Origin of the sequence: Bacillus sp. DU-106 (assembly GCF_004799705.1) — a bacterium.
In the GTDB taxonomy this organism is placed as follows: Bacteria; Bacillota; Bacilli; order Bacillales; family Bacillaceae_G; genus Bacillus_A; species Bacillus_A cereus.
Window position 1 is genome coordinate 4,620,624 of the sequence record NZ_CP026607.1, and the last position, 26,660, is coordinate 4,647,283.

Genomic DNA, 26,660 nt, shown 5'->3' on the forward strand with positions numbered 1-26,660 from the left:
CAATTACTCTTTATACTTATTTCATCAACTTACTATAACGAAATGTAAAGGGGAAAGATACTCTTGAACAAAAAACAAATGCTACTCGGATCCTTTCTATGCTTACTCGCCGTCACTGCCTGGGGATTTATGTTTCCTGTAATGGCAAGTGCTCTGCAATTTATCGATCCATTCTTCTTCACAACGCTTCGCTATGGATCAGCAGCTATTATTTTTCTTATTTTGCTATTAATTACTGAAGGAAAGACTTCACTCCGCTTAGAAAAAAGAACACTTTCTCTATTCTTTTACGGGACAGTCGGTTTCGCGGGGTATGGTTTTCTCGTTTTCTACGGACAGCAACTTGCCGGACCTTCCGGAGCAATCCATGCAGCTATGATTCAATCCCTTATGCCACTGATTGCCTTATCACTGCAATGGATAACCCAAAATCGCCGCCCACAAAACTATACATTCCTTTGTATGTTCGTTGCATTACTTGGCGTTATGCTTGTCATTTCAAAAGGAAATATTGAATTACTATTTGGAGCTGCAAGCCACTTATCAACAAATATATTGATGCTATGCGGCGTTACTTGCTGGGTCATTTATACAAACGGGGGTGCTCGTTTTCAATCTTGGTCACCACTTAGGTACACGACATTAACTTGTTTATTTGGCTCCATTTCACTCATCGTTATTGTTACTTTCTTAACGTACACAAATATAGTTACTATGCCGTCACTGCGTACAGTTGTGAGCGTTCGTTTTGAGCTCTTTTATATGTCGATTATCGCAGGCGTTATCGCTGTATTTTGCTGGAATATGGGAAATCGCTATATTTCATCTATTAACGGCATATTATTTATGAATTTAGTTCCTATCCTTGCACTGATCGGTTCTATCTTTCGAGGTTATACAGTCGATAAAATTGAAATCGCTGGAGCTGCATTAACAATTATAGCGCTATTATGTAACAATTTATGGCAAAGAAAAGTAAACATAAAAATCCCCACCTCAGTTCGTTAGGTGGGGATTCTTCACATATGAACAGCTCTTGGCCATTCATGGTACATATTCGCCTTACATAATGCTTGTCCCATCCATTGCTCAATCTCTTTCGTGTACATTTCTATGAAAAATGTCTCAGACGGGAAAGAATGCAGTACTTCTGATATATATTGTGGATATAAAAACGGCATATTTATCATACCTTTTAATTGCGTCATAAACATTGTAAATGATACTTTCTGAAATTCTTTTTTCATTTGTCCTTGTCTAATCATTTGTTCTATATAATATCTTTCTTTAGAAAAATAAACGGTCATCACTTCACGAATTAATGTCGTATCAAGCGAAAGCTCTCGGTAGAAGAAACGTGTTAGTTCTCTATTTTCAAATTGATATCGTAAAATCCCGCGCACCATTTGCACCATCACATCTTTAGCCGACAAATACTCTCTCTGTTCAAACGACATTTCAATCACATGAATATATCCTTCTAAAAAATCAGTAATAAGCTGTTCTAATAAACCTTGCTTCCCAGCAAAATAATATGAAATATTCGCTACATTCACATCCGCTCGCTTTGCAATGTCTCGCACCGATGTTCCATCATACCCTTTCGTATTAAACAACGATATTGCCGCATCAATTACTTTTTGTTTCGTCTGCTTCATGCGCTCACTTCCCCTCACTGAACAGCTATAGTTTAAATTTCTTGACTTTTAAGACAAATTCCTTTAATTTTCTATCGACAAAGTCATGTGAAATACATCGTATTTTGCTAATATTTTACACATCTCGATAAAAAAGGAGCTGTTTCCATGTTTACTAAAGAAAGTTATGCAGGATCTCGCGTGCAGCAATATGAGACAGTAATTAAACAACTGGATGCGTTATTAACTGGCGAATCAAACGTAGTCGCAAACTTATCAAATGCGTCCGCATTATTAAACCAATTTTTAGATCGCGTTAATTGGGTTGGCTTTTACGTAACAGAAGGAAATCAGCTTGTCCTTGGACCGTTCCAAGGAATGCCTGCTTGCGTACGCATTCCATTTGGACGAGGCGTTTGCGGCGTAGCAGCTGAAACGAAAACAACACAGCTTGTAGCAGACGTTCACCAATTCCCAGGTCACATCGCTTGCGATAGTGCTTCTAATTCAGAAATCGTTGTACCGATTGTGAAAGAAGGAGCTGTCATTGGTGTACTTGACATTGATAGTCCTGAAAAGAATCGTTTTGATGAAGTAGATCAGCGCTATTTAGAAAAGTTTGTGGAAACACTCCTAAAACATATGTAAAAAGAAAAGAGCGAGTTATCGATTTAGTACGCCCTGTACAAAACCGATAGCTCACTCTTTTTTCATTGATTTACAGTAGATATTTTCTTTAATGCCTGCTCTAAATCAGAAACGATATCCTCCCACGATTCTAAACCGACTGATAAGCGTATTAAATTATCGAAAATGCCCATTTCTTTTCTTAGTTCAGCTGGAATCGCAGCGTGCGTCATCGTTGCTGGATGCTGAATTAACGTTTCTGTATCTCCTAAACTCACCGCAATTGTAATAAAGTGAAGATCATTAATAAACGCTTGCGTCTCTTCTTTTCCGCCTTTTACTGAAAAAGAAATAACACCGCCCCCGCGTTTCATTTGACGAGATGCTAACTCCCCTTCTGGATACCAAACACCTTCTACCGCATCATGTTTTCTTAGGAACGATACAATTTTTTCTGCATTATCACAATGACGATCCATTCTTACTGCTAACGTCTTTAACCCGCGTAATAATAACCACGCATCAAACGGTGCCATAATACCGCCGATATCCTTTCGCATCGGGCGAATCTTTTCAGCTAATGCTTTCGTTTTACAAATTGTTACGCCTGCTACAACGTCACCGTGACCACCAATATATTTTGTCGCACTATGCACAACAGCGTCACAGCCAAGCTCAAGCGGTCTTTGTAAATAAGGTGAACAAAATGTATTATCAACAATAACAAGTAAGCCATTTCGCTTTGCAACCCGAATCACTTGTTTTAAATCAATTAATTTCATTGTCGGATTAATCGGTGTTTCAACGAAAATAAGCTTTGTATTTGGGCGAATTTTATTTTCAATATCAACCTCTGTCTCCATATCACAAAACGAATGCGTAATCATAAATTTTTCTTCTAACACTTCTAAAAAACCGTACGTGCATCCATATAATCCATTTGAACAAATAATATGATCTCCAGCTTTTAGAAAACCGATTAACGTTGCTGAAATAGCTGCCATACCAGATCCGAAGGCAAGTGCTTCTTCTCCTCCTTCTAACACCGCCATACGTTCTTCAAATAATTTCACAGTTGGATTTCCAAGCCGTGAGTAAATATAAGATGGATCCACTCCCGCAAAACTCGCCTCTCCTTGCTGCGCAGTCTCAAATGTAAATGTAGAAGTTTGAAATAAAGGTGGTGTTAAACTTCCTTTATGTTCCTCAGGTGTATAACCGTAATGAATTAACGCTGTCTCCATATGCTTCTTTTTCATAAAAACATCCCCCTTATGTTTTTATTGCCGCATATTCATCCATAAAAATTTGATGAACGTTTTCCTTCATTTTATGTAAGCGTTTTATTTGTGTTTCTATCTCTTCTTCTATATTGTTTTAAATTCCTTCTTATATTAATTTCCAAAATTTATATGCATAAAACAAAAACGTACTCGCTTGACGAAACTCTGGGTAAAAGATATAATAGCGTTTGTGTAAAATAAAAAGGCAGCCTTGTAATGTGAGTTTATCGTTTGTATTTTGTTCCTCTACGGAGGTGTATCTCGTAACTCCCTGCTGCTGGAGCGAAGGTACATGAAAACAAAATGCCCGTAAATATCGATTACGTCTGTTTTTATTTTACGTAAATAAAAACATTTTTAAAGGAGGAGTCAACTATGGCTCGTTATACAGGTCCAGCTTGGAAACTGTCTCGTCGTCTTGGAATCTCTCTAAGCGGCACAGGAAAAGAATTAGAAAAACGCCCTTACGCACCAGGTCCTCACGGTCCTAACCAACGTAAGAAACTTTCAGAATACGGTTTACAATTACAAGAGAAACAAAAACTTCGTCACATGTACGGCATGACTGAGCGTCAATTCCGTCGCACATTTGACCAAGCAGGTAAAATGCCTGGTAAGCACGGCGAAAACTTCATGATCCTTCTTGAAGCTCGTCTTGACAACTTAGTTTACCGTATGGGCTTAGCTCGCACTCGTCGTGCAGCTCGCCAATTAGTAAACCACGGTCACATCATGGTTGATGGCGCTCGCGTAGATATCCCATCTTACCGTGTAAAACCTGGTCAAACTATCAGCGTTCGCGAAAAATCTAACAGCCTTGTTGTTGTTAAAGAAGCGATCGAAGTTAACAACTTCGTACCAGAATACTTAACTTTCGATGCTGACAAATTAGAAGCTACTTACACTCGTCACGCTGAGCGTGCTGAGTTACCAGCTGAAATCAACGAAGCATTAATCGTAGAGTTCTACTCTCGTTAATGACAAAAAGCCAATCCTGTGGATTGGCTTTTTTCGTTTATATATAAAATAAAATTATTTATTTTCCTCTTTTTGAACATATACATAAGCATCTTTCTGCTCTTTATGTACATCCACCTTCGAATTCTCTGCAAGCTGACCCGCATTTAGCAAAGAAAAAATAATGAGCGCTTCTAGTGACATTTTGTTTTACCACTCCTTTCTATTTGTTATACATTTATCATACCGCTTACATGTGATTTCCGTATGAACTCGAAAAGGAGATTACAACAAAAAGGTTACAGGCCTATGAATGCACGCTATAATAACCATTAAATAGGAGGTGGATTCTTTTTGACAATAAACCAAATGGTTCAACTCGGAAGTTCATTTATGCTATTTATTACTTCAGCACTGATGAGTTGGTATCAAGGGAGTAATTTAATAGATAATCCTGATGAATGGAAATATAGCGCTAAGTTTACGAATTACTTCAAAGGCACCGTTTCAAATTACCAAGATATTTATCAAATCGATTTCTTTATATATGCAGCAAAATTTTATCCAACAGCATTTATCGTTATGCTAGTTAGTTTACTTTATATGCTCATATTAATTCTTTATATTCTATTTTCAAAAAAAGATCCGGCGATTTAAATCCATACATAAAAAACCCCGAATCATAAACTTTTCAGCCTATAATTCGGGGTATTATTTGTTTATATTCGTTTCTAATTAGTAACGAATTAAGAAATATTTCTTTTTACCGCGGCGAATGATTGTGAATTTACCCTCGATGCGGTCGTTTTCTGTTACAACGTAGTCTAACGCTTGTATACGCTCACCGTTTACGTAGATTGCGCCGTTCGTTACATCTTCACGTGCTTGACGTTTTGATGGAGAGATTTTACTTTCTACAAGTAAGTCGATTAATACTGTATCTTCTGCAGTACGTTCTACAGATGGTACGTCTTTGAATCCTTGTTCGATTTCGCTTGCAGTTAGTTCTGCTACAGAACCGCTGAATAATGCAGCTGAAATTTTGATTGCTTGCTCTAATGCTTCTTCACCGTGAACAAGTTTTGTCATTTCAGAACCTAATGCTTTTTGTGCTGCACGTTTTTCTGGCGCTTCAGCTACTTGCTTTTCAAGCTCAAGAATTTCTTCATGAGATAAGAATGTGAAGTATTTTAAGTATTTAACAACATCGCGGTCATCTGTGTTAATCCAGAATTGGTAGAACTCGTAAGGAGTTGTTTTCTCTGGGTCTAACCAAATTGCGCCACCTTCTGTTTTACCAAACTTCGTACCGTCAGATTTAGTAACAAGTGGAATTGTTAAACCGAATGCTTTCGCATCTTCTTCTGATTTACGGATTAATTCAAGACCCGCTGTAATGTTACCCCATTGGTCACTACCACCGATTTGTAGGCGACAATTATGGTGTTGGTATAAGTTTAAGAAGTCGTATGATTGTAAAATCATGTAACTGAACTCAGTGAATGAAATACCAGTTTCTAAACGAGATGCTACTGTATCTTTTGCTAACATATAGTTTAAACCGAAGTTTTTACCGATATCGCGTAAGAATGAAATTACATCTAAGTTACCAAGCCAATCATAGTTGTTAGCCATTGTTGCTGGGTTGTCCACGTTTTCAAACTCTAAGAAGTTTGAAAGTTGGTTTTTAATGCTTTCTGTATAGTAAGCAACTGTATCTTTCGTATTTAATGTACGCTCTGCTTTTTTACCACTTGGGTCACCGATCATACCAGTGCCACCGCCAACAAGTGCAATTGGTTGGTGACCAGCTAATTGGAAACGACGTAACATTAATACTGGTAACATATGACCAATGTGTAAGCTATCTGCTGTCGGATCGAAACCACAGTATAATTTAACGCTTTCTTTTTCTAATAATTGCTCAAGTCCCTCAGCATCTGTTTGCTGATTAATTAGACCGCGAAATTCAAGATCTTGTAAAATACCCATATCCTACATACTCTCCTTTAAGTTCATTACTGGCGTGAAGGTTGAAAACATAAAAAAATCGCCCCTTCAAATAAGGGACGATTTTGATTATCGCGTTACCACCCTAGTTGCAGGCAAAAAAAGCCTACCACCTTATTTACATAACGGCTTAGCACCGTCTTTTCCCTTTTGAATACAATTCAATCGAAAAAAGATGCTCTAGGGGCGTAATTCGCGATCATCTATGTGCTGATTTTCACCGGCCATCAGCTCTCTAAAACAGGGAAATGATCACTACTTCTCCCTTTCCACGCTCAATTATTCATATACTTTTCTTTATACCATCATTTATATAGGCATGTCAAATAGAGGTCAGGTTTCCCTTCTTGTCAATCCTTTACAACACCATAAAGAGTATCGTAATAAGAGAAAGAATTGGAACCCCAACTAATAACGATACATGAAACACAATCGATAAATCATTCCCAATGGTCGCCTCCACAGGATCTTTCGTTGGGGAACCAAGAAACCCGATTAATCGATCGAATCGACTTACCGTTTTTGGAAAGTCTGGTATTTCTACATGATCACTATCTAAATGTTGCTTTAACTTATATTCACTCTTAAAGGGATTTTCGCTCAATTTCGTCCACCTCCAGCAATTGTTTCAATTTCTTTATCCCGTTATGAAGTCTCGATTTCACCGTTCCAATCGGAATGTTTAATATCTCTGCAATTTCTTTTTGCTGCATGTCATGATAATAAGAAAGGATTAGGACCGCTCTTTGCTCTTCTGGAACTTTCAAAATTGCTTCTCTTACTGTGAGCCGATCTTCGTGAGAAAATTCTTTTTCCGGAATCGGCACTAAAAATGGCAAAAGCGTACGCCACTTTTTTCTCCTATTTAATTTATTAATCATAAGACGATAACCAATTTGAAATAAATACGTTTTTATTTTACCTTTTTCAAGTTCATACATATGTTTCTTACGCTCTAGCGTCAAAAACGTATCTTGCACAAGATCGATACTTAATTGTTCATCTCGGTTAAATCGATATAAAAATGTGTATAGCGCTGGTTTGATTAAAACATATAGTCTTTCTCCCGCTTGTTTATCTCCACTTTGATACGCAAGCATGAGCTCCTCCTCAATCCCAATCTGCGCCATGATTTTTGATCTCCTTTATTCCTTTTAACGTTAATGAAATACGGGAAATTAAATATGCAATCGCAATAAAAATCCACAATTGTGATTGATTTGTAAAAAATTGCACATATGGGTTTTGAATCGTAAATCCCATTGCAACTAAAGTATTTAACGCTTGCACACATATGCATGCATACAACGCAAGGCAGACAGAAATAGTGTCAAATACATTCCAGCGAAAATACACTTTTGTTTTTGTAAAATCAATTTTATATCCATTTTTCCGTACTATATGTTTTCTATCAAATGGAATAATGATTGAAAACAGAACACTCATTATAACTCCAGCTGTAAGCATTGATACTCTATATCCAATTGGTATCGGTAAGAAAAGACCACAAGAAAATACGACTATAATTCCAAGTAAAGCAAAAGCAAGAAGTAATTTATTAGACATATAAAAGCCTCCCTCATCTATTCTTTCATAAATGTATACAGACGAGGAAGGCACTTCGTTCAAATATTATTTTAGTTTTTTTATAATCTTTGCAGGATTCCCGCCAACTACTACATTATTAGGCACATCTTTCGTTACGACAGCACCAGATGCGATCACCGCATTGTCTCCAATTGTTACACCTGGATTAATAATTGCTCTTCCGCCAATCCATACGTTATCGCCAATTGTAACTGGTTTTCCGTATTCTGATCCGCTTATACGCTCTACCGGATCAAGTGGGTGCGTTGCTGTATAAATGTGAACACCTGGAGCTAACATACAGTTCACTCCGATTGTTACCGGGCATACGTCTAAAATCGTACAGTCAAAGTTCGCGTAAAAATTTTCACCGACATGAATGTTATAGCCGTAATCACATCTAAAAGAAGATTCAAGATGAATATTATCTCCTGTCGTTCCGAATAATTCTTTTACGATTTCGCTACGCTCTTTTAATTGCTCTTCTGGCGTATCATTTAATTTTCTCGTTAATATACGTGCTTGCTCTCTTTCTTGTACTAAAACTGGATCAGCCGGTATGTACATTTCTCCTAGTATCATCTTTTCCTTTTCTGTTTTCATCATACTATCCCCTTTAACTTATATATACAAGTTCATGATATCATAAAAAAGAAAGGCCTGAACATTTTTCGTTCAGACCTTTCCCTCTTAATCTTCCATCGTTGATAAGTCACCTGTTGGTAAATTCAGCTCCCACGCTTTTAATACGCGGCGCATAATTTTACCACTTCTCGTTTTCGGTAATTTATCTCTAAATTCAATTTGTCGTGGCGCTGCATGAGCTGCTAGGCCTTTCTTTACAAATTGACGAATTTCTTCTTTTAATTCATCAGATGGTTCGTATCCTGCTCGAAGTGCGATAAATGCTTTAATAATTTCGCCGCGCACCGGATCAGGAATACCAATTACACCAGCTTCTGCAACAGCAGCATGCTCGATTAATTTACTTTCTACTTCAAACGGACCAACGCGCTCACCTGACGTCATAATTACATCGTCGATACGTCCTTGGAACCAGAAGTATCCATCTTCATCCATATAGGCAGAGTCACCTGATACGTACCAATCTCCCGGCATGAAATAAGATTCATATTTTTGCTGGTTATTCCAGATCCCGCGCATCATAGATGGCCAACTTTTCGCAATTGCTAAGTTACCCATTGTGTAAGGAGGCACTTCATTTCCTTCATTATCAACAATCGCTGCTTTCACACCTGGAATTGGTTTACCCATTGAACCTGGACGGATTTCCATACAAGGGTAGTTACAAATTACTTGTCCACCTGTTTCTGTCATCCACCACGTATCATGAATACGAAGTCCAAATGCATTCATACCCCAGCGAATTACTTCTGGATTTAACGGCTCACCAACGCTTAATACGTGACGAACTTGTGATAAGTCATATTTTTTAATTGCGTCTTGTCCAGCTCCCATTAACATACGGAATGCTGTTGGTGCGCTGTACCAAACCGTCACACCGTAATCTTGCAGTGCTTCATACCAAGCTTCTGGACTAAAGCGTCCACCTAAAATAACATTTGACGCTCCAACTAACCACGGTGCGAAAATACCGTAAGCTGTTCCAGTTACCCAGCCCGGGTCAGCAGTACACCAATATACATCGTCTTCTTTTAAATCTAATACCCACTTCGCCGTTTGATAGTGCTGAACCATTGCGTTTTGCGCATGAAGCACACCTTTTGGCTTACCAGTAGAACCAGACGTGTAATGTAGAATCAAACCGTCTTCACGGCCTAACCATTCAATATGTAATTCTTTTGAAGCTTGTTCAAATAACGGATTGAACGCTACCGTTTTACCGCCTTCTTCTACATTATCTCCAACAAGGAAAACTGTTTTTAAAGCCGGTAAATCATTTAATGGTACTCGCTCTAATAATTCAGGCGTTGTAATTAACACCTTTGCTTCGCTATCTTCTAAGCGATCGCGAACTGCGCCTTCCATAAATGCTTCAAATAGCGGTCCAACAATTGCTCCTAATTTCACTGCACCTAAAAGTGCGAAATATAACTCTGGAGAACGTGGCATAAAAATAAAAACGCGATCGCCTTTTTCTACATCGCCATAATTCTTAAGGACGTTTCCTGCTTTATTAGAAAAATCCTTCATTTCCTTAAATGTATATTTCTCTTTTCGCGATCCATCTTGATAATAAAGAGCTACTTTATTCTTTCGATCGGATTTCGCATGCTTATCAATTGCCTCATACGCCATATTTACTCGGCCTGTTTCATTCCAAGTAAAGTTTTTATTAACCTCTTCCCAGTTAAAATTCGCGTATGCCTCATCATAATTCGGCAAATTATTTTCTCCTTTAATGACAGGAAGCGTTTCTACTTTCATACTTTACATCCCCCTCCTATGTATTCTATTATCTATTATAATGACATTATTTAAAATTTTCAGTATATTTGTTGATTTTTAGACAAATTTTTAATGACAAATTTCGATTCACATCGCATATATTATAAAGTACGATATTAATAGATTCACAAACCCTCAAGGTGGTGAGCAATACATTGATTCATAAAAAAATATATAATGCTAGAAACTTAAAAACAGCGAAAGGCACTTTAATTATTGAAGGTCCTGTCTCTACACATAACTTAGAAATGTATGAGTTTCATCCAGACTTAATTGCGTTTCGTCCTGCCGAGCAACAATATAAAGCAATTGTCGAAATTTCTAAATTACCAGAAGCTCGTCTCATTATTGCTAGACATGACCAAACAATTGTTGGATATGTTACATACTTGTATCCTGATCCACTTGAACGATGGTCAGAAGGAAAAATGGAAAACTTAATTGAGCTTGGGGCAATTGAAGTAGTCCCAGCCTTCCGCGGGAGTTCTGTCGGAAAGAACTTACTAGAGGTTTCTATGATGGACGATTATATGGAAGATTACATTATATTGACGACTGAATATTATTGGCACTGGGATTTGAAACAAACAGGATTGAATGTGTGGGAATACCGAAAAGTAATGGAGAAGATGATGAATGCTGGCGGGTTACAATGGATGGCTACAGACGATCCTGAAATTTGTTCACATCCTGCCAACTGTTTAATGGTCCGCATCGGTAAACGCGTTGATACGGATTCTATTCAAGCTTTTGATCGTCTACGTTTTCACAATCGTTTTATGTATTAATAAAGGGGGCAACTGGAATGATTGTAGAAGAAATTATGAATCAAAATGTAGTTACATTACATCCAAACGATACAATCGAAACAGCAATCCGAACGATACGCACGAAAGGCATTCGGCACATTCCAATTGTCGATCAAAATAATCACGTCGTAGGCATTATTTCTGATCGGGATGTAAGAGATGCAAGTCCGTCTATTCTAGATGAACAAGTTTCACTCGATATGCTACAGCAACCGCTCGAACTTATTATGAAACATCCTGTTATGACTTGCCATCCTCTCGATTTTGTTGAGGAAATTGCTACTTTATTTTTTGAAAATAAAATTGGCTGTCTTCCTGTTACAAAGGCCGGGAAGTTAGTTGGAATCATTTCTGAATCTACAGTATTACACACGTTAGTAAAATTAACAGGAGCACATCAACCAAGTTCGCAAATTGAAATTCAAGTAAAAAACGAACCTGGTATTCTTGGAAAAGTCGTTGCTATTTTTAGTGATTTACAAATAAATATCGTGAGCGTTCTCGTCTATCCAGCAAAAGATGAGAATGATAAAGTACTCGTTTTCCGCATTCAAACGATGAATCCTCTAAAAGTGATTGATGCACTTGAAGCAGAAGGCTACCGCGTATTATGGCCAAACATCATGGGGATGCAGGCATGAGTAGCGCGTTTATTTATTCGGATGACTTCCGGGGCTATTCATTTAGCCCTGATCATCCTTTTAACCAACTGCGCGTCACACTTACGTATGATTTATTACAAAAGGGCGGTTTCATCTCTCCCTCTCAAATCATCTCACCACGGACGGCTACAGATGAAGAAATCGCCTACGTTCATACAGAGGAGTACATAAATGCGGTAAAACGTGCTGGAGAAGGAAAGTTAGAAAAATCAATTGCAATGTCCTATGGACTCGGAACAGAAGATACACCGATGTTCCCAAATATGCACGAAGCAAGCGCATTGCTCGTTGGTGGTACATTAACAGCTGTCGATGCTGTTCTTTCTGGGAAAGTAAAGCACGCACTTAATTTGGGCGGCGGCTTACATCACGGCTTTCGCGGCAAAGCATCTGGCTTTTGTATTTATAACGACAGTTCTATCGCAATGAAATATATTCAAAAGAAATACGGTTTACGCGTCTTATATATTGATACAGATGCTCATCACGGTGATGGCGTACAGTGGTCGTTTTATGATGACCCTAACGTATGCACAATTTCATTACATGAAACTGGTCGCTATTTATTTCCTGGAACTGGCGCTGTAAATGAACGCGGACAAGGTAATGGCTATAGTTATTCTTTTAACGTTCCACTCGATGCTTTTACAGAAGATGAATCGTTCTTAAAATCATATCGAACTGTTGTAAAAGAAGTTGCAGCGTACTTTAAACCGGATATTATTTTAACGCAAAATGGTGCTGACGCACATTATTATGACCCACTTACACATCTTTGTGCGACAATGAATATTTACCGTGAAATACCGAAGCTCGCTCGTGAAATTGCAAATGAATATTGCGACGGTCGCTGGATCGCTGTCGGTGGCGGTGGCTATGATCACTGGCGCGTCGTTCCAAGAGCTTGGGCACTCATTTGGCTCGAAATGAACAACATCCAAAACATCTCAGGTTATCTCCCTCCAGAATGGATTGAAGCTTGGAAAGGACAAGCAGAAACAGAACTTCCCCTCACATGGGAAGATCCAGACAACATGTATAAACCTATCCCCCGTAAACCAGAAATTGAAGAAAAAAACGCATTAACTGTAGCGAAATCCCTTGAAATTATTCGGAATAATATGACAAAATCTTTGTACTAAACGAAAAGGAGGCTCGTTTTTGAATAGCCTCCTTTTATTTATTGTCGGTTTCTGTCGGTAAGTCGATATATTTTAATAATCGCTGATATATTTCGAAATGCGCCGATATATTTTCATTTCATAACAGCCTGGCCCAACTTTTATGAGAAAAGGTAGTGATATTATGTGGAAACGACAAATGATCCACACGAAACGTGGTACATTTGAACTCTTTACAAAAGGAGATGGCGAATCGCTTTGTATTACACATCACTATTCACAATTTAATGAAACTGGTGATTACTTTGCGGATGTTTTTACTGCTACGCATCGTGTATTTCTCATTAATTTACGAGACGCTGGTAACTCGTTAAAAGCCAATTCAGAAAAAGAATTAAGCATGATTGAAACAATCCACGACTTGGAAGCCATACGAGAAGCATTACAACTTCCAACATGGCATTTCGCTGGCCATTCAACAGGTGGTATGCTTGGACTTTTATATGCAATTACATATCCACATTCCTTACAATCATTAGTCGTAGCAGGAGCTGCAGCAAGTAACTATACCGAAACACCATTCTGCATTTATCACCCAGCACATCCACAGTTTCATTATATGCAAAAACTCATCGAAAACTTAAAAAGCCCTCACCTTACAAATGAAGAACGGAAAGAACTATCTACTAAGAGAACAAAATTATCATTGTATAAACCAGAAAACTACAACTCTTATTTTTGTAAACCAATCAATAAAACAATGTCCATTAGCCGGATGAATGCTTTCGCCAATGAATATCCTTCATTTGATTTAAGAGAGAATTTACCTTCCATCCAAACAAAGACACTTATTATATGCGGAAGATATGATGTACAGTGCCCAATTCAATATTCTATCGAGATACATGATGGGATACGTAATTCTATCTTCATTCCATTCGAAAACAGCAACCATTATCCTTTTTTAGAAGAAGCTGCTCAGTTTACTTCTACTACTCAAACATTTTATAAATCGTTATTACCATTATTATCAATAAAAACTAAACACTGACAAAAAGCTCATAGCCTCTATACGACTATGAGCTTTTTTCAAATGAAATATTTCACACTAAAAACAACTAAAAAAACAAAAGAAATAACAACTAAACCCACATCAAGTAATACCGACTTTTTATCTCTATCTTTTAAACTTACCTTAGAGCTAGAAATGCTTTTAATTACCCAAAAGATCGCAAAAAAGAACCAACCGAAATGATCATTCGTAGAATCTTCATCATAAAACATTTGTATTGCACCAATAATCAATAAGATAAGTACGATATTAGTTCCAATCTTTAAAGTCTTATTTGATTTATTATCTTTTAATATATCCCCCAACATATAGCTCGCTCCCTATGCTCTCCTCTGTTTTGTTTCTCTTTACATTTTAACACAAATTACCTATTTCTTCCTTTTCGTTCGAATAACATACAAAAAACCTGCCAATTACTCGGCAGGTATATTACACGTTAAAACGATAACCAGCTCCCCATACCGTTTCAATATATTGCGGGTGAGCTGGATCTCTTTCAATTTTTTCACGTAGCTTTCTAATATGAACGACAACAGTTGCTAAATCACCAGCAGAGTCTAATCCCCAAATGCGTTCAAATAGCTGTTCTTTATTTAATACTTGATTTGGGTTTGTGACAAAGAATGTTAATAAATCAAATTCCTTCGTTGTAAATGCCACTTCTTCATTGTTTATAAAAACTTTCCTCGCTCGTTGATCGATAGAAATTCCGTGAATATATAACGTATCGCGTTGCTTACTTACATTTCCTAATAATCTTTCATAACGAGAAATATGTGCTTTTACTCTTGCGACTAATTCACTCGGGCTAAACGGCTTCGTTATATAATCATCCGCTCCTAATCCGAGTCCGCGAATTTTATCTATATCTTCTTTTTTTGCTGAAACAAGTAGAATCGGAATATCTTTTACAGCACGTATTTGTTTACAAATTTCGAATCCGTTCATTTTCGGAAGCATAATATCTAAAATAATTAAATCATAGTCTTCTTGCAGGGCTATTTGTAAACCTGTTTCTCCTGAATGCTCTACATCAACTTGGAAATCATTAATTTCTAAATAATCTCGCTGTAATTCTGCAATACTTACTTCATCTTCTATTAATAAAATTCTTTTCAATTTACTCACCACATTCCTCTACTTTTTCCAATGAGAAGAAAATGCTTGTGCCTTTACCAAGCTCGCTTTCCGCCCAAATTTCCCCGCCATGTTCTTCAACAATTTGCTTCGCTATTGCTAAACCAAGTCCACTTCCACCTGTGCTAGAATTCCGCGATTGTTCTGCACGATAAAAACGTTCAAAGATATAAGGTAGCGTATCAGATTCTATACCTGATCCATTGTCCATCACTTTCACAATAACTTTATTATTATTACTCGATACTGTTACAGTAATTTTCTTCTCTTCTTTATCCATGTATTTCACACTATTATGAATTAAATTTGATATAACTCTATTTATCTTTTCGCAATCAGCCGTTACATATAGTGGTGATGTATGTAATTGCAAGTTAACTTCTATACCTTCTTTACTTAAATCCATTTGCATCTCTTCGATTAACTCTTGCATAAACGTATTCAATTCAACCGTTTCAAACTGAAAGGGAACTCGATTCAAATCGAGCTTTGAGAATAAAAATAATTCATCAATAAGTGTATCCATATGTCTTGCTTTCGTATGGATAGTTGTTAAATACTTATCCATTTTTTCTGGCGTATTTGCTACTCCGTCCTTTATTCCTTCTACATATCCGATAATTGATGTAATCGGTGTTTTTAAATCATGAGAGATGTTTGAAATAAGCTCTTTTCGATTTTCTTCATACTGCGTTTGCATCTCTATCGATTCTTTTAATCTCTTCCTCATTTCCTCAAATCCTTGATTTAATTGCCCTATTTCATCGTGTGATGTAACTGGTATTTGAAAATCTAAATTTCCTTCTTTAATTTTCTCCGTTGCGCCTTTCAATACAAAAATTGGTTTTATTACACTTCTTGAAACGAGGTAACTTAATAATCCAATGAGTAAAATGGCTAGTAGTAAGAGCGCTACGAATAAGATTGGAAATAATTTTTGTGTAAGATCTACAAATGAACTTTGCTTTTTTAATACAAATATACTTCCCTCTTCTTCCTGAGGAAAATAAAAATCAAACTTTACATATCGATAAAATGTATCGCCTAGTTCCGTTGTACCACGACTATTAATATTTGCTGATTCAAATTTCGGAAGGGCTTCTTTTAAAGATACACTTTCAAATACGTTTGAAGCATATGAAAGTGTTTCTCCTTTTCTTACTACTATTTTCACACCCTCTTTTTCTATTGCTGAGACAAACGACTCATCTAACAATTGAGATTGATGCTGTTTAGCTGCTGACTTCAACTCAAGATAGGCATTCTCTTCTTCTGGTGTAAGCGGCTTTTGAATGTAAGAACTTTTATAGAAATTTTTCACTGCTTCCAAGTCACCTGTTATCGAAAAAACGATTAAAAATCCCGCGACTAATATAAGCGTAATGGAAACGAGGATAACAGCAATATAAGAAAATAAAAACCTTGTTTTAATAGACATATCTTAAATCCTCACTTTATCAAACCTTATTATTTATAAGCATAAAAATATATGTTCAATTACTCAAGCGATTTTATAGTAATTTTAGCGTCAGTTTATAAAAATTTAATGTTCCTATTTTACAGTTGAAATTAGGAGGTTGAAATTCCATGTTCAAAAAAACATTCAGTATGATATGTTGCGTAATTTTTTTACAAGGATGCTCGCAAGAACAAGAAGTAAAAAAGGAGATGGCAAACATGGAGACTGCACTACTAGCAGCTACTGAAAAAAATGAAACGAATACTGTTATATCTTTACTAAAACAAGGCGCAAATATAAATGCGACGGATAGTCAAGGACGCACTCCGCTTATGATTGCTACATACAAAAATGATGTAAAAACCGCAAAGGCACTTATCAAAGCCGGTGCTGACGTAAATATTCAAGATGACATGAAAAATAATCCCTTTCTATACGCCGGTGCGGAAGGTTACTTAGACATTTTAAAACTAACAATTGATGCTGGTGCAGATCCTACGATTACAAATCGTTACGGCGGAACAGCTCTTATCCCAGCTTCAGAACATGGCTATATTGACGTCATAAAAGAACTCCTCACTCGAACAAATATTGATGTAAATCATGTAAATAACCTGGGATGGACAGCTTTAATGGAAGCCATCGTACTAAGTAACGGAAACGAAACACAGCAACAAGTCATTCGCCTTCTTATTGAGCACGGTGCAGATGTAAATATTCCAGACAATGATGGTGTTACCCCGCTAGAGCATGCTCGCGCTCATCACTTTGAGGAGATAGAGAAGATTTTGTTAGAAGGCCGTAAGTAAAAAGCTAATTTTTGCCTTCCTCCCCCACCCTATGCTACATTTAAGCCGTTACATTAATATTAATAGGGTGGGAATAAATATGAACAAACCTAAAATTGGGATGATTGGACTTGGAAGTATTGCGCAAAAGGCCTATCTTCCAACACTTACAAAAGAAACTGATTGGAATTTTGTAGGGGCGTTTACACCTAACGCAGAGAAAAGAAAACAAGTTTGCCAGCAATACCGAATTCAAGACTTTCATTCTATTGAAATGTTAGCTTCGGAATGCGATGCAATCTTCGTTCATAGTTCAACTGCATCGCATTATGAAATCGTTTCTGAACTTCTAAAAAAAGGGATCGACGTTTATGTTGATAAACCGCTAGCAGCTACAGTGGAACAAGCTGAGCAACTAGTCGAGTTAAGCGAGAAGTATAACCGAAAATTAATGGTCGGATTTAATCGCAGATTCGTTCCTATGTATGTCGCTGCCAAAGAACAGGCTAATGATATTTCATGGATTCGAATTGAAAAGCATCGTACAAATAAAGTCGGGCCATATACGTACGACTTCACTATGTTAGATGATTATTTACACATTGTAGATACCGCTCGCTGGTTAGCTAATGATGACCTTAACGCCGTTCACAATATGATGCAAATCAATGAAAAGAATGAACTTCTTTACGGACATCATACATATACAACTCCAAGTGGACTGTTACTTTCTACTGCAATGCATCGCCATGCCGGTACAAATTTAGAACAAATTGAACTTGTAACGCCAGGGAAAATCATTCGCGTAAAAAATATGAATACATTTGAAATTGAACAGGAAAACTCAGTTTCACAAAGTGGTTCCCCATCATGGGATACGACGTTAAAACAACGTGGTTTTGAAGATGCTGTTCATCATTTTATTGAGTGTGTACAAGGCGATACAAAGCCTGTTGTAGATGGATTAGAAGGATTAAAAACGCAGCAAATGCTACAATCTTTACTAGATGATGTAAACAAAAATTAAAACGGATACATTTTTCAGAATTTACTTTCATTCCCATTCCCTCTTTATTTCTCTCGTAAATTTCTATAGAATATGTTGATAGGAATTATAAATTTCATAATGAATCGTGGAAAGGATGGGATTAACACATGTGGAACGAGTTTAAAAAATTCGCTTTCAAAGGGAATGTCGTTGATTTAGCTGTCGGGGTTGTAATCGGTGCTGCATTCGGTAAAATCGTTAGTTCTTTAGTAAAAGATATCATCACACCATTACTTGGTATGGTATTAGGTGGCGTTGACTTTACAAGTTTACACTTTGGATACGGTAAATCTGCTGTTATGTATGGTAACTTCATCCAAACAATTTTTGACTTCTTAATTATCGCAGCTTCTATCTTTATGTTTGTTAAAGTTTTCAACAAACTAACATCTAAAAAAGAAGAAGAAAAAGAGGAAGAAATTCCAGAACCAACAAAAGAAGAAGAACTTCTTGGCGAAATTCGCGACTTACTAAAACAGCAAAACTCTTCTAAAGATAGAGCATAATTGAACGGATAAAAAGGCATGTCCCCTCGGGACATGCCTTTTCTATATGCTATAACGTTTCCGAATTCATATGAATAAATAAAATAATACCAGCAACCATAAGTACCATAATGCTACCTGCAAATAGTGTAATACCAATAAACATTAAACTTGTGCTCATATCTACTGATACACTTTCAATAAAAATAGAAATTACATACGTGATAAGGGCAATTCCTGCAAGAATACTTCCTGGAACAAATCGCTTTAAACCATTTTGTTTTAACGTCATATATGCAAAAATAGCAGTCATACAAAGCGTAATTATCCAAAGAACGATCATCTCTTTTCCCCCCTCACAAGCCTTTTCTTTCTATTATACATGACATTGCCCTATAATAGTTAAATTTGCACTTATGTGACATATAACAAGGAATAGCCCCATCTATAGCGAAGGCATTATAACATACACTTATACAATAAGGAGGCTTTCATTTGGAATATACTACTACATATAAATTAGAGCTATCCGAACGATTCGATTATGTTACGATTGACTTAGACAAACAGTTTTTTTACATCGAAGTTGTAAATTTACAAAGTAATATAACTGTACTAAAAATATCAATTAACTTGCAAAAAGACGAAACGATGGTAGAGGGAAATATAATTCATTATGATACTTTTCACGTAGATGCATTATTACAAGGATTGAAATATGTTGCTCGAACATGTATTGATCACAATTTAAAAAATCAAAAGGAACTGTTTGCATTTTTAGAAGAAAATTAGCTCTAACAAAAAATGGTTATTTTTTCTTTTTATTGATATAATTGTTATATAGAAATATTCTTTATAAGGGAGTGTTCATAATGATTTGGATTTCACTAATCGTATTAGCTTATTTCATCATTCTCGTCCCAATACAGTACAACTACATTAAAATGCTCAAAGAAAAACAGAAAAAATGAGTGTCTCACAAAATGAACTATATGACAACATGTCTTATGAAGAATCCCAAGTACATTACCATTATCAAAGTAACGTATTTACAATACCTGCTTCGCTTGTCGCAAGTATTATTTATAAAGTGAACCATGCAGCATAATATGTACGCTGTAAAATTATTGTTTGAGTCTGTTCATTCTAGTGAGCCTGATTCTACGAAAATTGATGAGCATTATGAAGAGAATCACGATACACTTTTTGAAGAAAGTATTATTCTTGTTAAAGCAAACAGTTTGGAAGAAGCTCATGCACTAGGTGAACAAATTGCTATACAGTCTGAGCATACGTACGATAATATGTACGGCGAGCAAATAACATGGACGTTTCGAAAACTATTGCATGTGTTTGAATTAGACGATACCCCATTTGAAACCGGAAAAGAATTGTATGCAAGATTTTTACACGTTAAGAAAGACGAAATGGTAAATGCAGTCGTACAAAAATACTATCCTGAATACGAATAAAAGCTCACAGCAATCGCTGTGAGCTTTTTTATACTTACTTCGTTGAATCTCTAAATTGGATACGGTGAGGTAAGATAACAGTGTGATCTTCCACTTTTTCTTTGTTCATATACTTTGTTAATAGACGCATTGCTACTGCACCGATATCATACATCGGTTGAACAACTGTTGAAAGCTGCGGACGAACCATTAATGCAAGGCGTGTATTATCGAAACCAAGTACTTCTACGTCAGTTGGTACGTTTAATCCAGCGTCTTGTGCTGCATGGATTACACCTAGTGCCATTTCATCAGAAGATACGAAGATTGCTGTTGGCTTTTCATCATTGCTCCAAAGCTTTTCGAATGCTTCGATACCTGAGTCATATGTGTAATCTCCATCGATTACAAGATTTTCATCATATGAAATACCTGCTTCTTCTAAAGCTTTTTTATAACCTTGTAACTTCTTCGCGCTTCCCGCTTTATCAATGAAAGGACCAGAGACGAAACCGATACGTTTATGTCCTTGCTCGATAAAGTGCTTCATTGCATCATAAGCTGCTTGTGTATAATCAATATTGACTGATGGCGTTTCATTTTGCTCATCAAATGATGCTGCTAATACAATTGGTACTGGAGATTTTTTAAATTCTTCAATGTGAATGTCTGTAATATCTTCACCCATGAAAACAATTCCGTCCACTTGTTTTCCAAGCATCGTATTTAATAAATGGAACTCTTTCTCTTTGTTTTGGTCAGAGTTACTTAAAATGATGTTATATTTGTACATTGTTGCGATATCTTCAATTCCACGAGCTAGTTCTGCATAAAACGTATTTGAGATATCAGGAATAATAACACCTACTGTAGTTGTCTTCTTACTTGCTAGTCCACGTGCTACCGCATTTGGGCGGTATCCTAAACGATCAATTGCTTCTAATACTTTCTTTCTTGTTGTAGGCTTTACATTTGGGTTACCGTTCACAACGCGTGATACGGTAGCCATTGAAACGTTCGCTTCACGCGCTACATCATATATTGTTACGTTCATCTCATCGCACACTCCTTCTATTTTTGTTATCTATTTTTATGTATCGGTTACTTGAATGAAAAAAAGACATCAACTCTATTTGCAGATGCCACCAATCGTCCCGAGTTCTTCCTTTTACTAATGATACGATAAAAACGCAGGCTCATACAATATTTTCCCGCAAAAGTTTCGAAAAAATTCGCTTCTTTTCTCGTATTTTCGTATTTTTTATGAAAAAAGGGCATTTTTTGTAAAAAAATAGATGTTTCCTTAGTAGAAATCTTATTTTAAGCAGTACGATAGTAAATGAAATTTATATCGGCGATTTTTCGAATATATCGACTGTAACTCGAAATATATCAGCGATTTTCCAAATATATCGACCGCAACTCTAATTATATCAGCGATTTTTTAAATATATCAACTTACCAACAAAAATCGACAATGACAGTCGCTATACAATAGGAGAAAGCTGTTCCAAAATGCCTTTTTGGAACAGCTCATTAAAAGTTTTTATAATTTACTTCCAAATGATTTTAATTCATTCATAAAATCATTGAACTGCGGTATATTCATTTGTTGCGCTGCATCAGATAAAGCTACAGCTGGATCTGGATGTACTTCAGCCATAATTGCGTCTGCACCAATTGCCATCGCTGCTTTTGCAGTTGGTAAGAGAAGGTCACGTCGCCCTGTAGAATGCGTTACATCGACAACGACAGGTAAATGTGTTTCTTTCTTTAAAATCGGCACAGCGGAAATATCAAGCGTATTACGCGTCGCTCTTTCATACGTGCGAATACCTCGTTCACATAAAATAATGTTCCCATTTCCCTTTGCCATAATATATTCTGCCGCATTAATGAATTCTTCAATCGTTGCTGATAGACCACGTTTTAATAATACTGGTTTATTCACAGCACCAGCTGCCCTTAGCAAATCAAAGTTTTGCATATTGCGAGCGCCAATTTGAATAACATCAACGTAATCTAATGACATCTCAATATCATTCGGATTTAAAATTTCACTAATAACAGCCAAATCATATTCATCTGCTACCTGGCGCAAAATTTGTAATCCCTCTAATCCAAGACCTTGAAAATCATACGGTGAAGTACGTGGTTTAAACGCACCACCACGCATTAATTTCAGACCTTGCCCTTTCATTGCTTCAGCAACTTGACGTACTTGTTCATAACTTTCCACTGCACACGGTCCCATAATAAAATGCTGATTTCCGTCACCAATTTTTTCACCATTAATTTCAACAATCGTATCTTCTGTTTTTTTCTTACGAGAAACAAGTAATGCTTTACGATGATCGTCTTCTTGTAATTCTAAACCAGCTTGAAAAATTTGTTTGAAAATATGTTGTAAAGTCGAAGTTTCAAATGGACCATTATTATTCTCTGCAATTAAATCCAGCATATTTCTTTCACGTACAGGATCAAAACGTTTCACACCTTGTACTTCTTTTAAATTACCAACTTCTTGTACGAGACGACCTCTTTCGTTTAGTAACTCTAATATTTGTAAATTAAGTTGATCAATTTCAGAACGTAAACGACCTAATTGTTGTGATGCCATAAGAAAGCCACCTCTTTCAAATTCCTATATGTTACTTTTTTAAGATAATTTATTATAGCTGATACATATACGATTGTCACACGATATACAGCAAGGAATTACTATCAAAAAACATTATATATTTTCATTTAAAATAAAAAAAAGACAGTTTACATACTGTCTTTTTTTACAAGAAGGAAACAAACGGTTTATCACTGTTTTTCTCTTTTATAATAACGGCCTCAATTTTACTCTCGGACTTGATCTGTAATTGTACTTTCGCATCTTTAGGCAATTTGTCTAACATGCCTTGAGCAGCCAATTGGGTAAGAGCCATTAATTCTGTTTTACCGTTATATTTAATAACAATATTCATATTTAATGTATCCATTTGATCTTTCTTATAAGAAACTTTAGCGTTGACTGGAATAAAATCTCCATTAGAAAAACCTTTTATTTCCTTAGCAAAGTTATTTATTTTTGTATTATCTTCTCCATGTGCTTGTGTAAATTCATCAGAAGGATATGAATACGACTTTTCATCGATCGTACTCCAATTTCCAAGGTTCGTATCATTCTTTTGAACAGTAGCACTAGCAATATACGTACCATTTTTTAAAGAACTTGTACTTTCTTGCTTAAAGATAGCAAACGTAATTGGAGATTTGTTATATTTATCATTTTTGTTAATAGCTTCAATAAGTTGTTTAGCAACTTCAGTCCCTTTAGACATAGCCTCTTCATTCGATACACTTGAAGACATAGCTAAGCCAATCATAACACCAGATAAACTTAATTCATTTGAATTCTGTTTTCCGAAATAATCTTGTTCTATAATATTTGTCAAAACTGGCGCTTCTACTTTCGCAACTAGTTCATCAATTAGTTTCTCTGGAATATACTGGTTTAATTGCAGTACGTGACTCTCTGTATCAAATTGCTGCGTTGCAATATTTATTAAACCATTTTCATACTCTGCTAAATCTAATTTAGAATTTGTTTTTATATTAGCTGTATTAATAACCTTTTGTTCTTTTAAAGGAATAACAGTTCTATAATAATCTTTAGAAACAGCAGTTCTCGGAATCATACTTTTTTCTTTTGTATCTTTTTGTATAACTTCATCCTTCTTACTAATCGTATTACTATTGTTACTACAAGCTCCCAGTAATAAACTTACGACTGCGAAGGATAATGCCATTTTCTTCATTACTTAAAACCTACTTTCAACAATCTAGTTATTTAGTTTGAACTATTAATAGTGTACCACTAAATATATTTCAACAAAAACAAAAAAAAAGAAGCAAGCACCTTTAGCTTGCTTCTTTTTACTTTATATTCTCTTCTAAAGCATCTTTTTTAATATTCCAATGAGATGTATTCCATACTACCATCCCATCTTTTATGTATAACACTTGCGGTGATTCATGTCTAATACTGTATTGTTCTGCAACACGATTTGACACATCTCTCGCATCTTGTACGTATAAGTAATACGCTGGTACTTCTCTTTCTTCGCTGCAATACGCTTGAAATTCTGTGTATGCACCGTGACTAATTGGGCATGTCGTACTGTGTTTAAAAAGAACATACGGCTCGTTCTTTTCTACTAAGACTTCAAGCTCTTCAATTGTTTCAAGTTTTGTCATATTCATCACGATTCACCTCTCATACGAAATCTAGAGCGTTTCTCTTTCTTTTCAACTTTTTTCTCAATTCTTTCTAATTTACGCTCTTCTTTTTCAACCTTCTTCTCTTGTCTCGACGCACGGTAATGATTGTATACTTCAATCGCCGCACTGCTCCACTGTACAACTTGCGCTACTTTATCAGCGTTATTTTCAATTTCGTCCGTTACAGAGTCTGATACATTACGAAGCTTCGTATTTAAAGATTGGATTGTCGTTCCAATCCCATCTACACCCGCTACCACTTTATTTAATGACTGTGACTTCTGTTGAATATCATCAGCTAACGCATTCGTTTTATGTAATAATTGCTCTGTCTCTACGCTAATTCCTTGCATTTGTTTTTCTAAACCTTCTAACGTGCTTGCAACGTTTTCTAACGTCTTCTGAACCGATAACAACGTTCTACATACATACACTACTAATACTGCGAAAGCAACCGCGATAATAGCCGCACTTACATATAAAAGAACTTGCATTTCATCACTTCCTTTATCTTTTTCATACTTTCCCCTATTATACAATCATTTTCCGTTTCATTCTAATCCCTATCTCATCATTAGAATTTTCATACTTATTCGTTAACTGTAACATAAATCATTCAACAAATTCCACTAAGTAGGTTACAATAGGAGAGGATACATAATTAGTAGGGAGGCTTTACATATGAAAGATCCACGTATTGAAAAGTTAGCATACAATTTAATTAACTACTCTATCCGCTTACAAAAAGGTGAAAAAGTATTAATTGAAAACTTTGGCTTACAAAAAGAACTTGTAACTGCACTTGTAAAAGAAGCATATGCAGCTGGTGGTTTCCCATTCGTCTCTTTAAAAGATCATCAAGTAGATCGCTCTTTATTAATGGGTGCTACTGAAGAACATTTCGAACAAATCGCTGCATATGAAGCAAGCGTAATGAAAGACATGGACGCTTATATCGGCCTTCGCTCTGGCGATAATATTAATGAACAAGCTGACGTTCCAAGTGAGCGTATGAAAGTTCATGGCCAAACAGTTGGTAAAAAAGTTCATAGAGACATTCGCGTTCCAAAAACACGCTGGGTTGTTCTTCGCTACCCAAATGCTTCTATGGCACAGCTTGCTAAAATGAGTACAGAAGCTTTCGAAGACTTCTACTTTGAAGTATGTAACTTAGACTACGGTAAAATGGATAAGGCGATGGACAGCCTTGTTACATTAATGAATAAAACAGATAAAGTTCGTTTAACTGGTCCTGGAACTGACTTAACATTCTCTATTAAAGACATTCCAGCAATTAAATGCTCCGGTCATTTAAACATTCCAGACGGTGAAGTATACTCTGCACCAGTTCGTGATTCTGTTAACGGTACAGTTTCTTACAACACACCATCTCCTTACAACGGTTATACATTTGAAAATGTACAACTTAAGTTCGAGAACGGCCAAATCGTTGAAGCAACTGCAAACGATTCAGAACGCATTAACAAAATCTTCGATACAGACGAAGGCGCACGCTACGTTGGTGAGTTCGCAATCGGCGTAAACCCATACATCTTACATCCAATGGGAGACATCCTATTCGATGAAAAAATCGATGGCAGCTTCCACTTCACTCCTGGACAAGCTTACGACGATGCATGGAACGGTAACAACTCGAACATCCATTGGGACTTAGTATGTATCCAACGCCCTGAATACGGCGGCGGCGAAATTTACTTTGACGACGTACTAATCCGTAAAGACGGGCGCTTCGTTGTACCTGAATTAGAAGCTTTAAACCCAGAGAACTTAAAATAATAAAAAAAACGCTCGGGATTTTTCCGAG

Annotated in this window: 32 protein-coding genes, 1 pseudogene and 1 other annotated feature; of the genes and pseudogenes, 15 read left to right on the forward strand and 18 right to left on the reverse strand. The window is 36.4% G+C overall.

Going from position 1 to position 26,660, the window contains the following annotated elements; all coding sequences use genetic code 11:
• The first annotated feature begins 63 nt into the window (after positions 1-63).
• Complete coding sequence (locus C3Y97_RS23510) at positions 64-1,008, forward strand: DMT family transporter (RefSeq protein WP_061457762.1); 945 nt, start codon at positions 64-66, stop codon at positions 1,006-1,008.
• An 11-nt stretch (positions 1,009-1,019) separates the two neighbouring features.
• On the opposite strand, the gene refZ is transcribed toward C3Y97_RS23510, so the two are convergent.
• Entirely contained in the window at positions 1,020-1,658 is a 639-nt protein-coding gene (gene refZ, locus C3Y97_RS23515) for a forespore capture DNA-binding protein RefZ (protein ID WP_121868107.1), read from the reverse strand.
• Between the two features lie 147 nt (positions 1,659-1,805).
• On the opposite strand from refZ, the gene C3Y97_RS23520 reads away from it, so the two are divergent.
• Entirely contained in the window at positions 1,806-2,285 is a 480-nt protein-coding gene (locus tag C3Y97_RS23520; RefSeq protein WP_000494340.1) for a GAF domain-containing protein, read from the forward strand.
• A 62-nt stretch (positions 2,286-2,347) separates the two neighbouring features.
• Here C3Y97_RS23520 and megL read toward each other — a convergent pair whose 3' ends face one another.
• The gene (megL, locus tag C3Y97_RS23525; RefSeq protein ID WP_000726616.1) at positions 2,348-3,523 is read right to left on the reverse strand and encodes a methionine gamma-lyase; all 1,176 of its coding nucleotides are present in this window, start codon (positions 3,521-3,523) and stop codon (positions 2,348-2,350) included.
• 399 nt (positions 3,524-3,922) lie between these two features.
• Between megL and rpsD the strand changes: the two genes are divergently transcribed.
• Complete coding sequence (rpsD, locus tag C3Y97_RS23530) at positions 3,923-4,525, forward strand: 30S ribosomal protein S4 (protein ID WP_000135315.1); 603 nt, start codon at positions 3,923-3,925, stop codon at positions 4,523-4,525.
• Positions 4,526-4,579: 54 nt separating this feature from the next.
• Here the strand turns inward: rpsD and C3Y97_RS23535 are convergent, their stop codons facing one another.
• The gene (locus C3Y97_RS23535) at positions 4,580-4,708 is read right to left on the reverse strand and encodes a hypothetical protein (protein WP_000050944.1); all 129 of its coding nucleotides are present in this window, start codon (positions 4,706-4,708) and stop codon (positions 4,580-4,582) included.
• A gap of 165 nt (positions 4,709-4,873) precedes the next feature.
• On the opposite strand from C3Y97_RS23535, the gene C3Y97_RS23540 reads away from it, so the two are divergent.
• A complete protein-coding gene (locus tag C3Y97_RS23540; RefSeq protein WP_002198228.1) occupies positions 4,874-5,161 on the forward strand; it encodes a YjdJ family protein in 288 nt (95 codons plus the stop codon).
• A 78-nt stretch (positions 5,162-5,239) separates the two neighbouring features.
• Here the strand turns inward: C3Y97_RS23540 and tyrS are convergent, their stop codons facing one another.
• The 6 genes from tyrS to acsA form a co-directional block, all read right to left on the reverse strand.
• Complete coding sequence (gene tyrS / locus C3Y97_RS23545; protein ID WP_000512080.1) at positions 5,240-6,496, reverse strand: tyrosine--tRNA ligase; 1,257 nt, start codon at positions 6,494-6,496, stop codon at positions 5,240-5,242.
• Positions 6,497-6,566: 70 nt separating this feature from the next.
• Positions 6,567-6,795, reverse strand: a binding site (T-box leader).
• 77 nt (positions 6,796-6,872) lie between these two features.
• Positions 6,873-7,118, reverse strand: a complete 246-nt coding sequence (locus C3Y97_RS23550; protein WP_001293787.1) for a hypothetical protein — start codon at positions 7,116-7,118, stop codon at positions 6,873-6,875.
• Entirely contained in the window at positions 7,099-7,644 is a 546-nt protein-coding gene (locus tag C3Y97_RS23555) for an RNA polymerase sigma factor (protein ID WP_000057201.1), read from the reverse strand. Before C3Y97_RS23555 ends, C3Y97_RS23550 begins: the two co-directional genes overlap by 20 nt.
• Positions 7,625-8,080: a hypothetical protein gene (locus C3Y97_RS23560; protein WP_078186239.1), complete on the reverse strand. Its 456-nt coding sequence runs from the start codon at positions 8,078-8,080 to the stop codon at positions 7,625-7,627. The genes C3Y97_RS23555 and C3Y97_RS23560 overlap by 20 nt, the downstream gene beginning before the upstream one ends.
• A 66-nt stretch (positions 8,081-8,146) precedes the next feature.
• Positions 8,147-8,707, reverse strand: coding sequence for a maltose acetyltransferase domain-containing protein (locus C3Y97_RS23565; RefSeq protein ID WP_002026426.1), 561 nt, complete (start codon positions 8,705-8,707; stop codon positions 8,147-8,149).
• An 84-nt stretch (positions 8,708-8,791) separates the two neighbouring features.
• On the reverse strand, positions 8,792-10,510 hold the full coding sequence (acsA, locus tag C3Y97_RS23570) for an acetate--CoA ligase (RefSeq protein ID WP_136363671.1): 1,719 nt from the start codon (positions 10,508-10,510) through the stop codon (positions 8,792-8,794).
• A gap of 176 nt (positions 10,511-10,686) precedes the next feature.
• Between acsA and acuA the strand changes: the two genes are divergently transcribed.
• The 4 genes from acuA to C3Y97_RS23590 all read left to right on the forward strand — a co-directional run bounded on the left by acuA (position 10,687) and on the right by C3Y97_RS23590 (position 14,174).
• A complete protein-coding gene (gene acuA, locus C3Y97_RS23575; RefSeq protein WP_000581388.1) occupies positions 10,687-11,319 on the forward strand; it encodes an acetoin utilization protein acetyltransferase AcuA in 633 nt (210 codons plus the stop codon).
• 17 nt (positions 11,320-11,336) lie between these two features.
• A complete protein-coding gene (locus C3Y97_RS23580; RefSeq protein ID WP_000634583.1) occupies positions 11,337-11,981 on the forward strand; it encodes an acetoin utilization AcuB family protein in 645 nt (214 codons plus the stop codon).
• Complete coding sequence (gene acuC, locus C3Y97_RS23585) at positions 11,978-13,144, forward strand: acetoin utilization protein AcuC (RefSeq protein ID WP_000092830.1); 1,167 nt, start codon at positions 11,978-11,980, stop codon at positions 13,142-13,144. The genes C3Y97_RS23580 and acuC overlap by 4 nt, the downstream gene beginning before the upstream one ends.
• A 142-nt stretch (positions 13,145-13,286) precedes the next feature.
• The gene (locus C3Y97_RS23590; RefSeq protein WP_002041890.1) at positions 13,287-14,174 is read left to right on the forward strand and encodes an alpha/beta fold hydrolase; all 888 of its coding nucleotides are present in this window, start codon (positions 13,287-13,289) and stop codon (positions 14,172-14,174) included.
• 38 nt (positions 14,175-14,212) lie between these two features.
• On the opposite strand, the gene C3Y97_RS23595 is transcribed toward C3Y97_RS23590, so the two are convergent.
• The 3 genes from C3Y97_RS23595 to C3Y97_RS23605 form a co-directional block, all read right to left on the reverse strand.
• Positions 14,213-14,503: a hypothetical protein gene (locus tag C3Y97_RS23595; RefSeq protein ID WP_000900162.1), complete on the reverse strand. Its 291-nt coding sequence runs from the start codon at positions 14,501-14,503 to the stop codon at positions 14,213-14,215.
• 121 nt (positions 14,504-14,624) lie between these two features.
• Entirely contained in the window at positions 14,625-15,314 is a 690-nt protein-coding gene (locus tag C3Y97_RS23600; protein ID WP_002195828.1) for a response regulator transcription factor, read from the reverse strand.
• A gap of 1 nt (position 15,315) precedes the next feature.
• On the reverse strand, positions 15,316-16,770 hold the full coding sequence (locus C3Y97_RS23605; protein WP_000023865.1) for a sensor histidine kinase: 1,455 nt from the start codon (positions 16,768-16,770) through the stop codon (positions 15,316-15,318).
• A gap of 149 nt (positions 16,771-16,919) precedes the next feature.
• Here C3Y97_RS23605 and C3Y97_RS23610 point away from each other — a divergent pair, with 149 nt between their 5' ends.
• The 3 genes from C3Y97_RS23610 to mscL all read left to right on the forward strand — a co-directional run bounded on the left by C3Y97_RS23610 (position 16,920) and on the right by mscL (position 19,133).
• Positions 16,920-17,600 carry an ankyrin repeat domain-containing protein gene (locus tag C3Y97_RS23610; RefSeq protein WP_000474105.1) on the forward strand — a complete coding sequence of 227 codons (681 nt, stop codon included), beginning with the start codon at positions 16,920-16,922 and terminating at the stop codon, positions 17,598-17,600.
• Between the two features lie 79 nt (positions 17,601-17,679).
• A complete protein-coding gene (locus C3Y97_RS23615; protein ID WP_001039693.1) occupies positions 17,680-18,606 on the forward strand; it encodes a Gfo/Idh/MocA family protein in 927 nt (308 codons plus the stop codon).
• A 128-nt stretch (positions 18,607-18,734) separates the two neighbouring features.
• The gene (gene mscL, locus C3Y97_RS23620; RefSeq protein WP_000267011.1) at positions 18,735-19,133 is read left to right on the forward strand and encodes a large conductance mechanosensitive channel protein MscL; all 399 of its coding nucleotides are present in this window, start codon (positions 18,735-18,737) and stop codon (positions 19,131-19,133) included.
• Between the two features lie 49 nt (positions 19,134-19,182).
• Here mscL and C3Y97_RS23625 read toward each other — a convergent pair whose 3' ends face one another.
• Entirely contained in the window at positions 19,183-19,455 is a 273-nt protein-coding gene (locus tag C3Y97_RS23625; protein WP_000636589.1) for a DUF3917 domain-containing protein, read from the reverse strand.
• Between the two features lie 152 nt (positions 19,456-19,607).
• Between C3Y97_RS23625 and dhp61 the strand changes: the two genes are divergently transcribed.
• The 3 genes and pseudogenes from dhp61 (at position 19,608) to C3Y97_RS23640 (ending at position 20,584) form a co-directional block, all read left to right on the forward strand.
• A complete protein-coding gene (dhp61, locus tag C3Y97_RS23630) occupies positions 19,608-19,904 on the forward strand; it encodes a protein Dhp61 (RefSeq protein ID WP_000456864.1) in 297 nt (98 codons plus the stop codon).
• An 80-nt stretch (positions 19,905-19,984) separates the two neighbouring features.
• Positions 19,985-20,220: pseudogene (locus tag C3Y97_RS23635) on the forward strand (DUF3949 domain-containing protein).
• A 1-nt stretch (position 20,221) separates the two neighbouring features.
• On the forward strand, positions 20,222-20,584 hold the full coding sequence (locus C3Y97_RS23640) for a DUF4288 domain-containing protein (RefSeq protein WP_002182963.1): 363 nt from the start codon (positions 20,222-20,224) through the stop codon (positions 20,582-20,584).
• A 34-nt stretch (positions 20,585-20,618) separates the two neighbouring features.
• Here C3Y97_RS23640 and ccpA read toward each other — a convergent pair whose 3' ends face one another.
• The 5 genes from ccpA to C3Y97_RS23665 all read right to left on the reverse strand — a co-directional run bounded on the left by ccpA (position 20,619) and on the right by C3Y97_RS23665 (position 25,329).
• Positions 20,619-21,617 carry a catabolite control protein A gene (gene ccpA / locus C3Y97_RS23645; protein ID WP_001103297.1) on the reverse strand — a complete coding sequence of 333 codons (999 nt, stop codon included), beginning with the start codon at positions 21,615-21,617 and terminating at the stop codon, positions 20,619-20,621.
• Between the two features lie 492 nt (positions 21,618-22,109).
• Entirely contained in the window at positions 22,110-23,183 is a 1,074-nt protein-coding gene (locus tag C3Y97_RS23650; protein ID WP_000168209.1) for a bifunctional 3-deoxy-7-phosphoheptulonate synthase/chorismate mutase, read from the reverse strand.
• Between the two features lie 166 nt (positions 23,184-23,349).
• Positions 23,350-24,372 carry a CamS family sex pheromone protein gene (locus tag C3Y97_RS23655; RefSeq protein WP_000738025.1) on the reverse strand — a complete coding sequence of 341 codons (1,023 nt, stop codon included), beginning with the start codon at positions 24,370-24,372 and terminating at the stop codon, positions 23,350-23,352.
• A 118-nt stretch (positions 24,373-24,490) separates the two neighbouring features.
• Positions 24,491-24,817, reverse strand: coding sequence for a bacillithiol system redox-active protein YtxJ (gene ytxJ / locus C3Y97_RS23660; RefSeq protein WP_001057469.1), 327 nt, complete (start codon positions 24,815-24,817; stop codon positions 24,491-24,493).
• Positions 24,817-25,329 carry a DUF948 domain-containing protein gene (locus C3Y97_RS23665; protein WP_205688514.1) on the reverse strand — a complete coding sequence of 171 codons (513 nt, stop codon included), beginning with the start codon at positions 25,327-25,329 and terminating at the stop codon, positions 24,817-24,819. Before C3Y97_RS23665 ends, ytxJ begins: the two co-directional genes overlap by 1 nt.
• 187 nt (positions 25,330-25,516) lie before the next feature.
• Between C3Y97_RS23665 and C3Y97_RS23670 the strand changes: the two genes are divergently transcribed.
• Positions 25,517-26,632 carry an aminopeptidase gene (locus C3Y97_RS23670; RefSeq protein WP_000654729.1) on the forward strand — a complete coding sequence of 372 codons (1,116 nt, stop codon included), beginning with the start codon at positions 25,517-25,519 and terminating at the stop codon, positions 26,630-26,632.
• Positions 26,633-26,660: the final 28 nt, after the last annotated feature.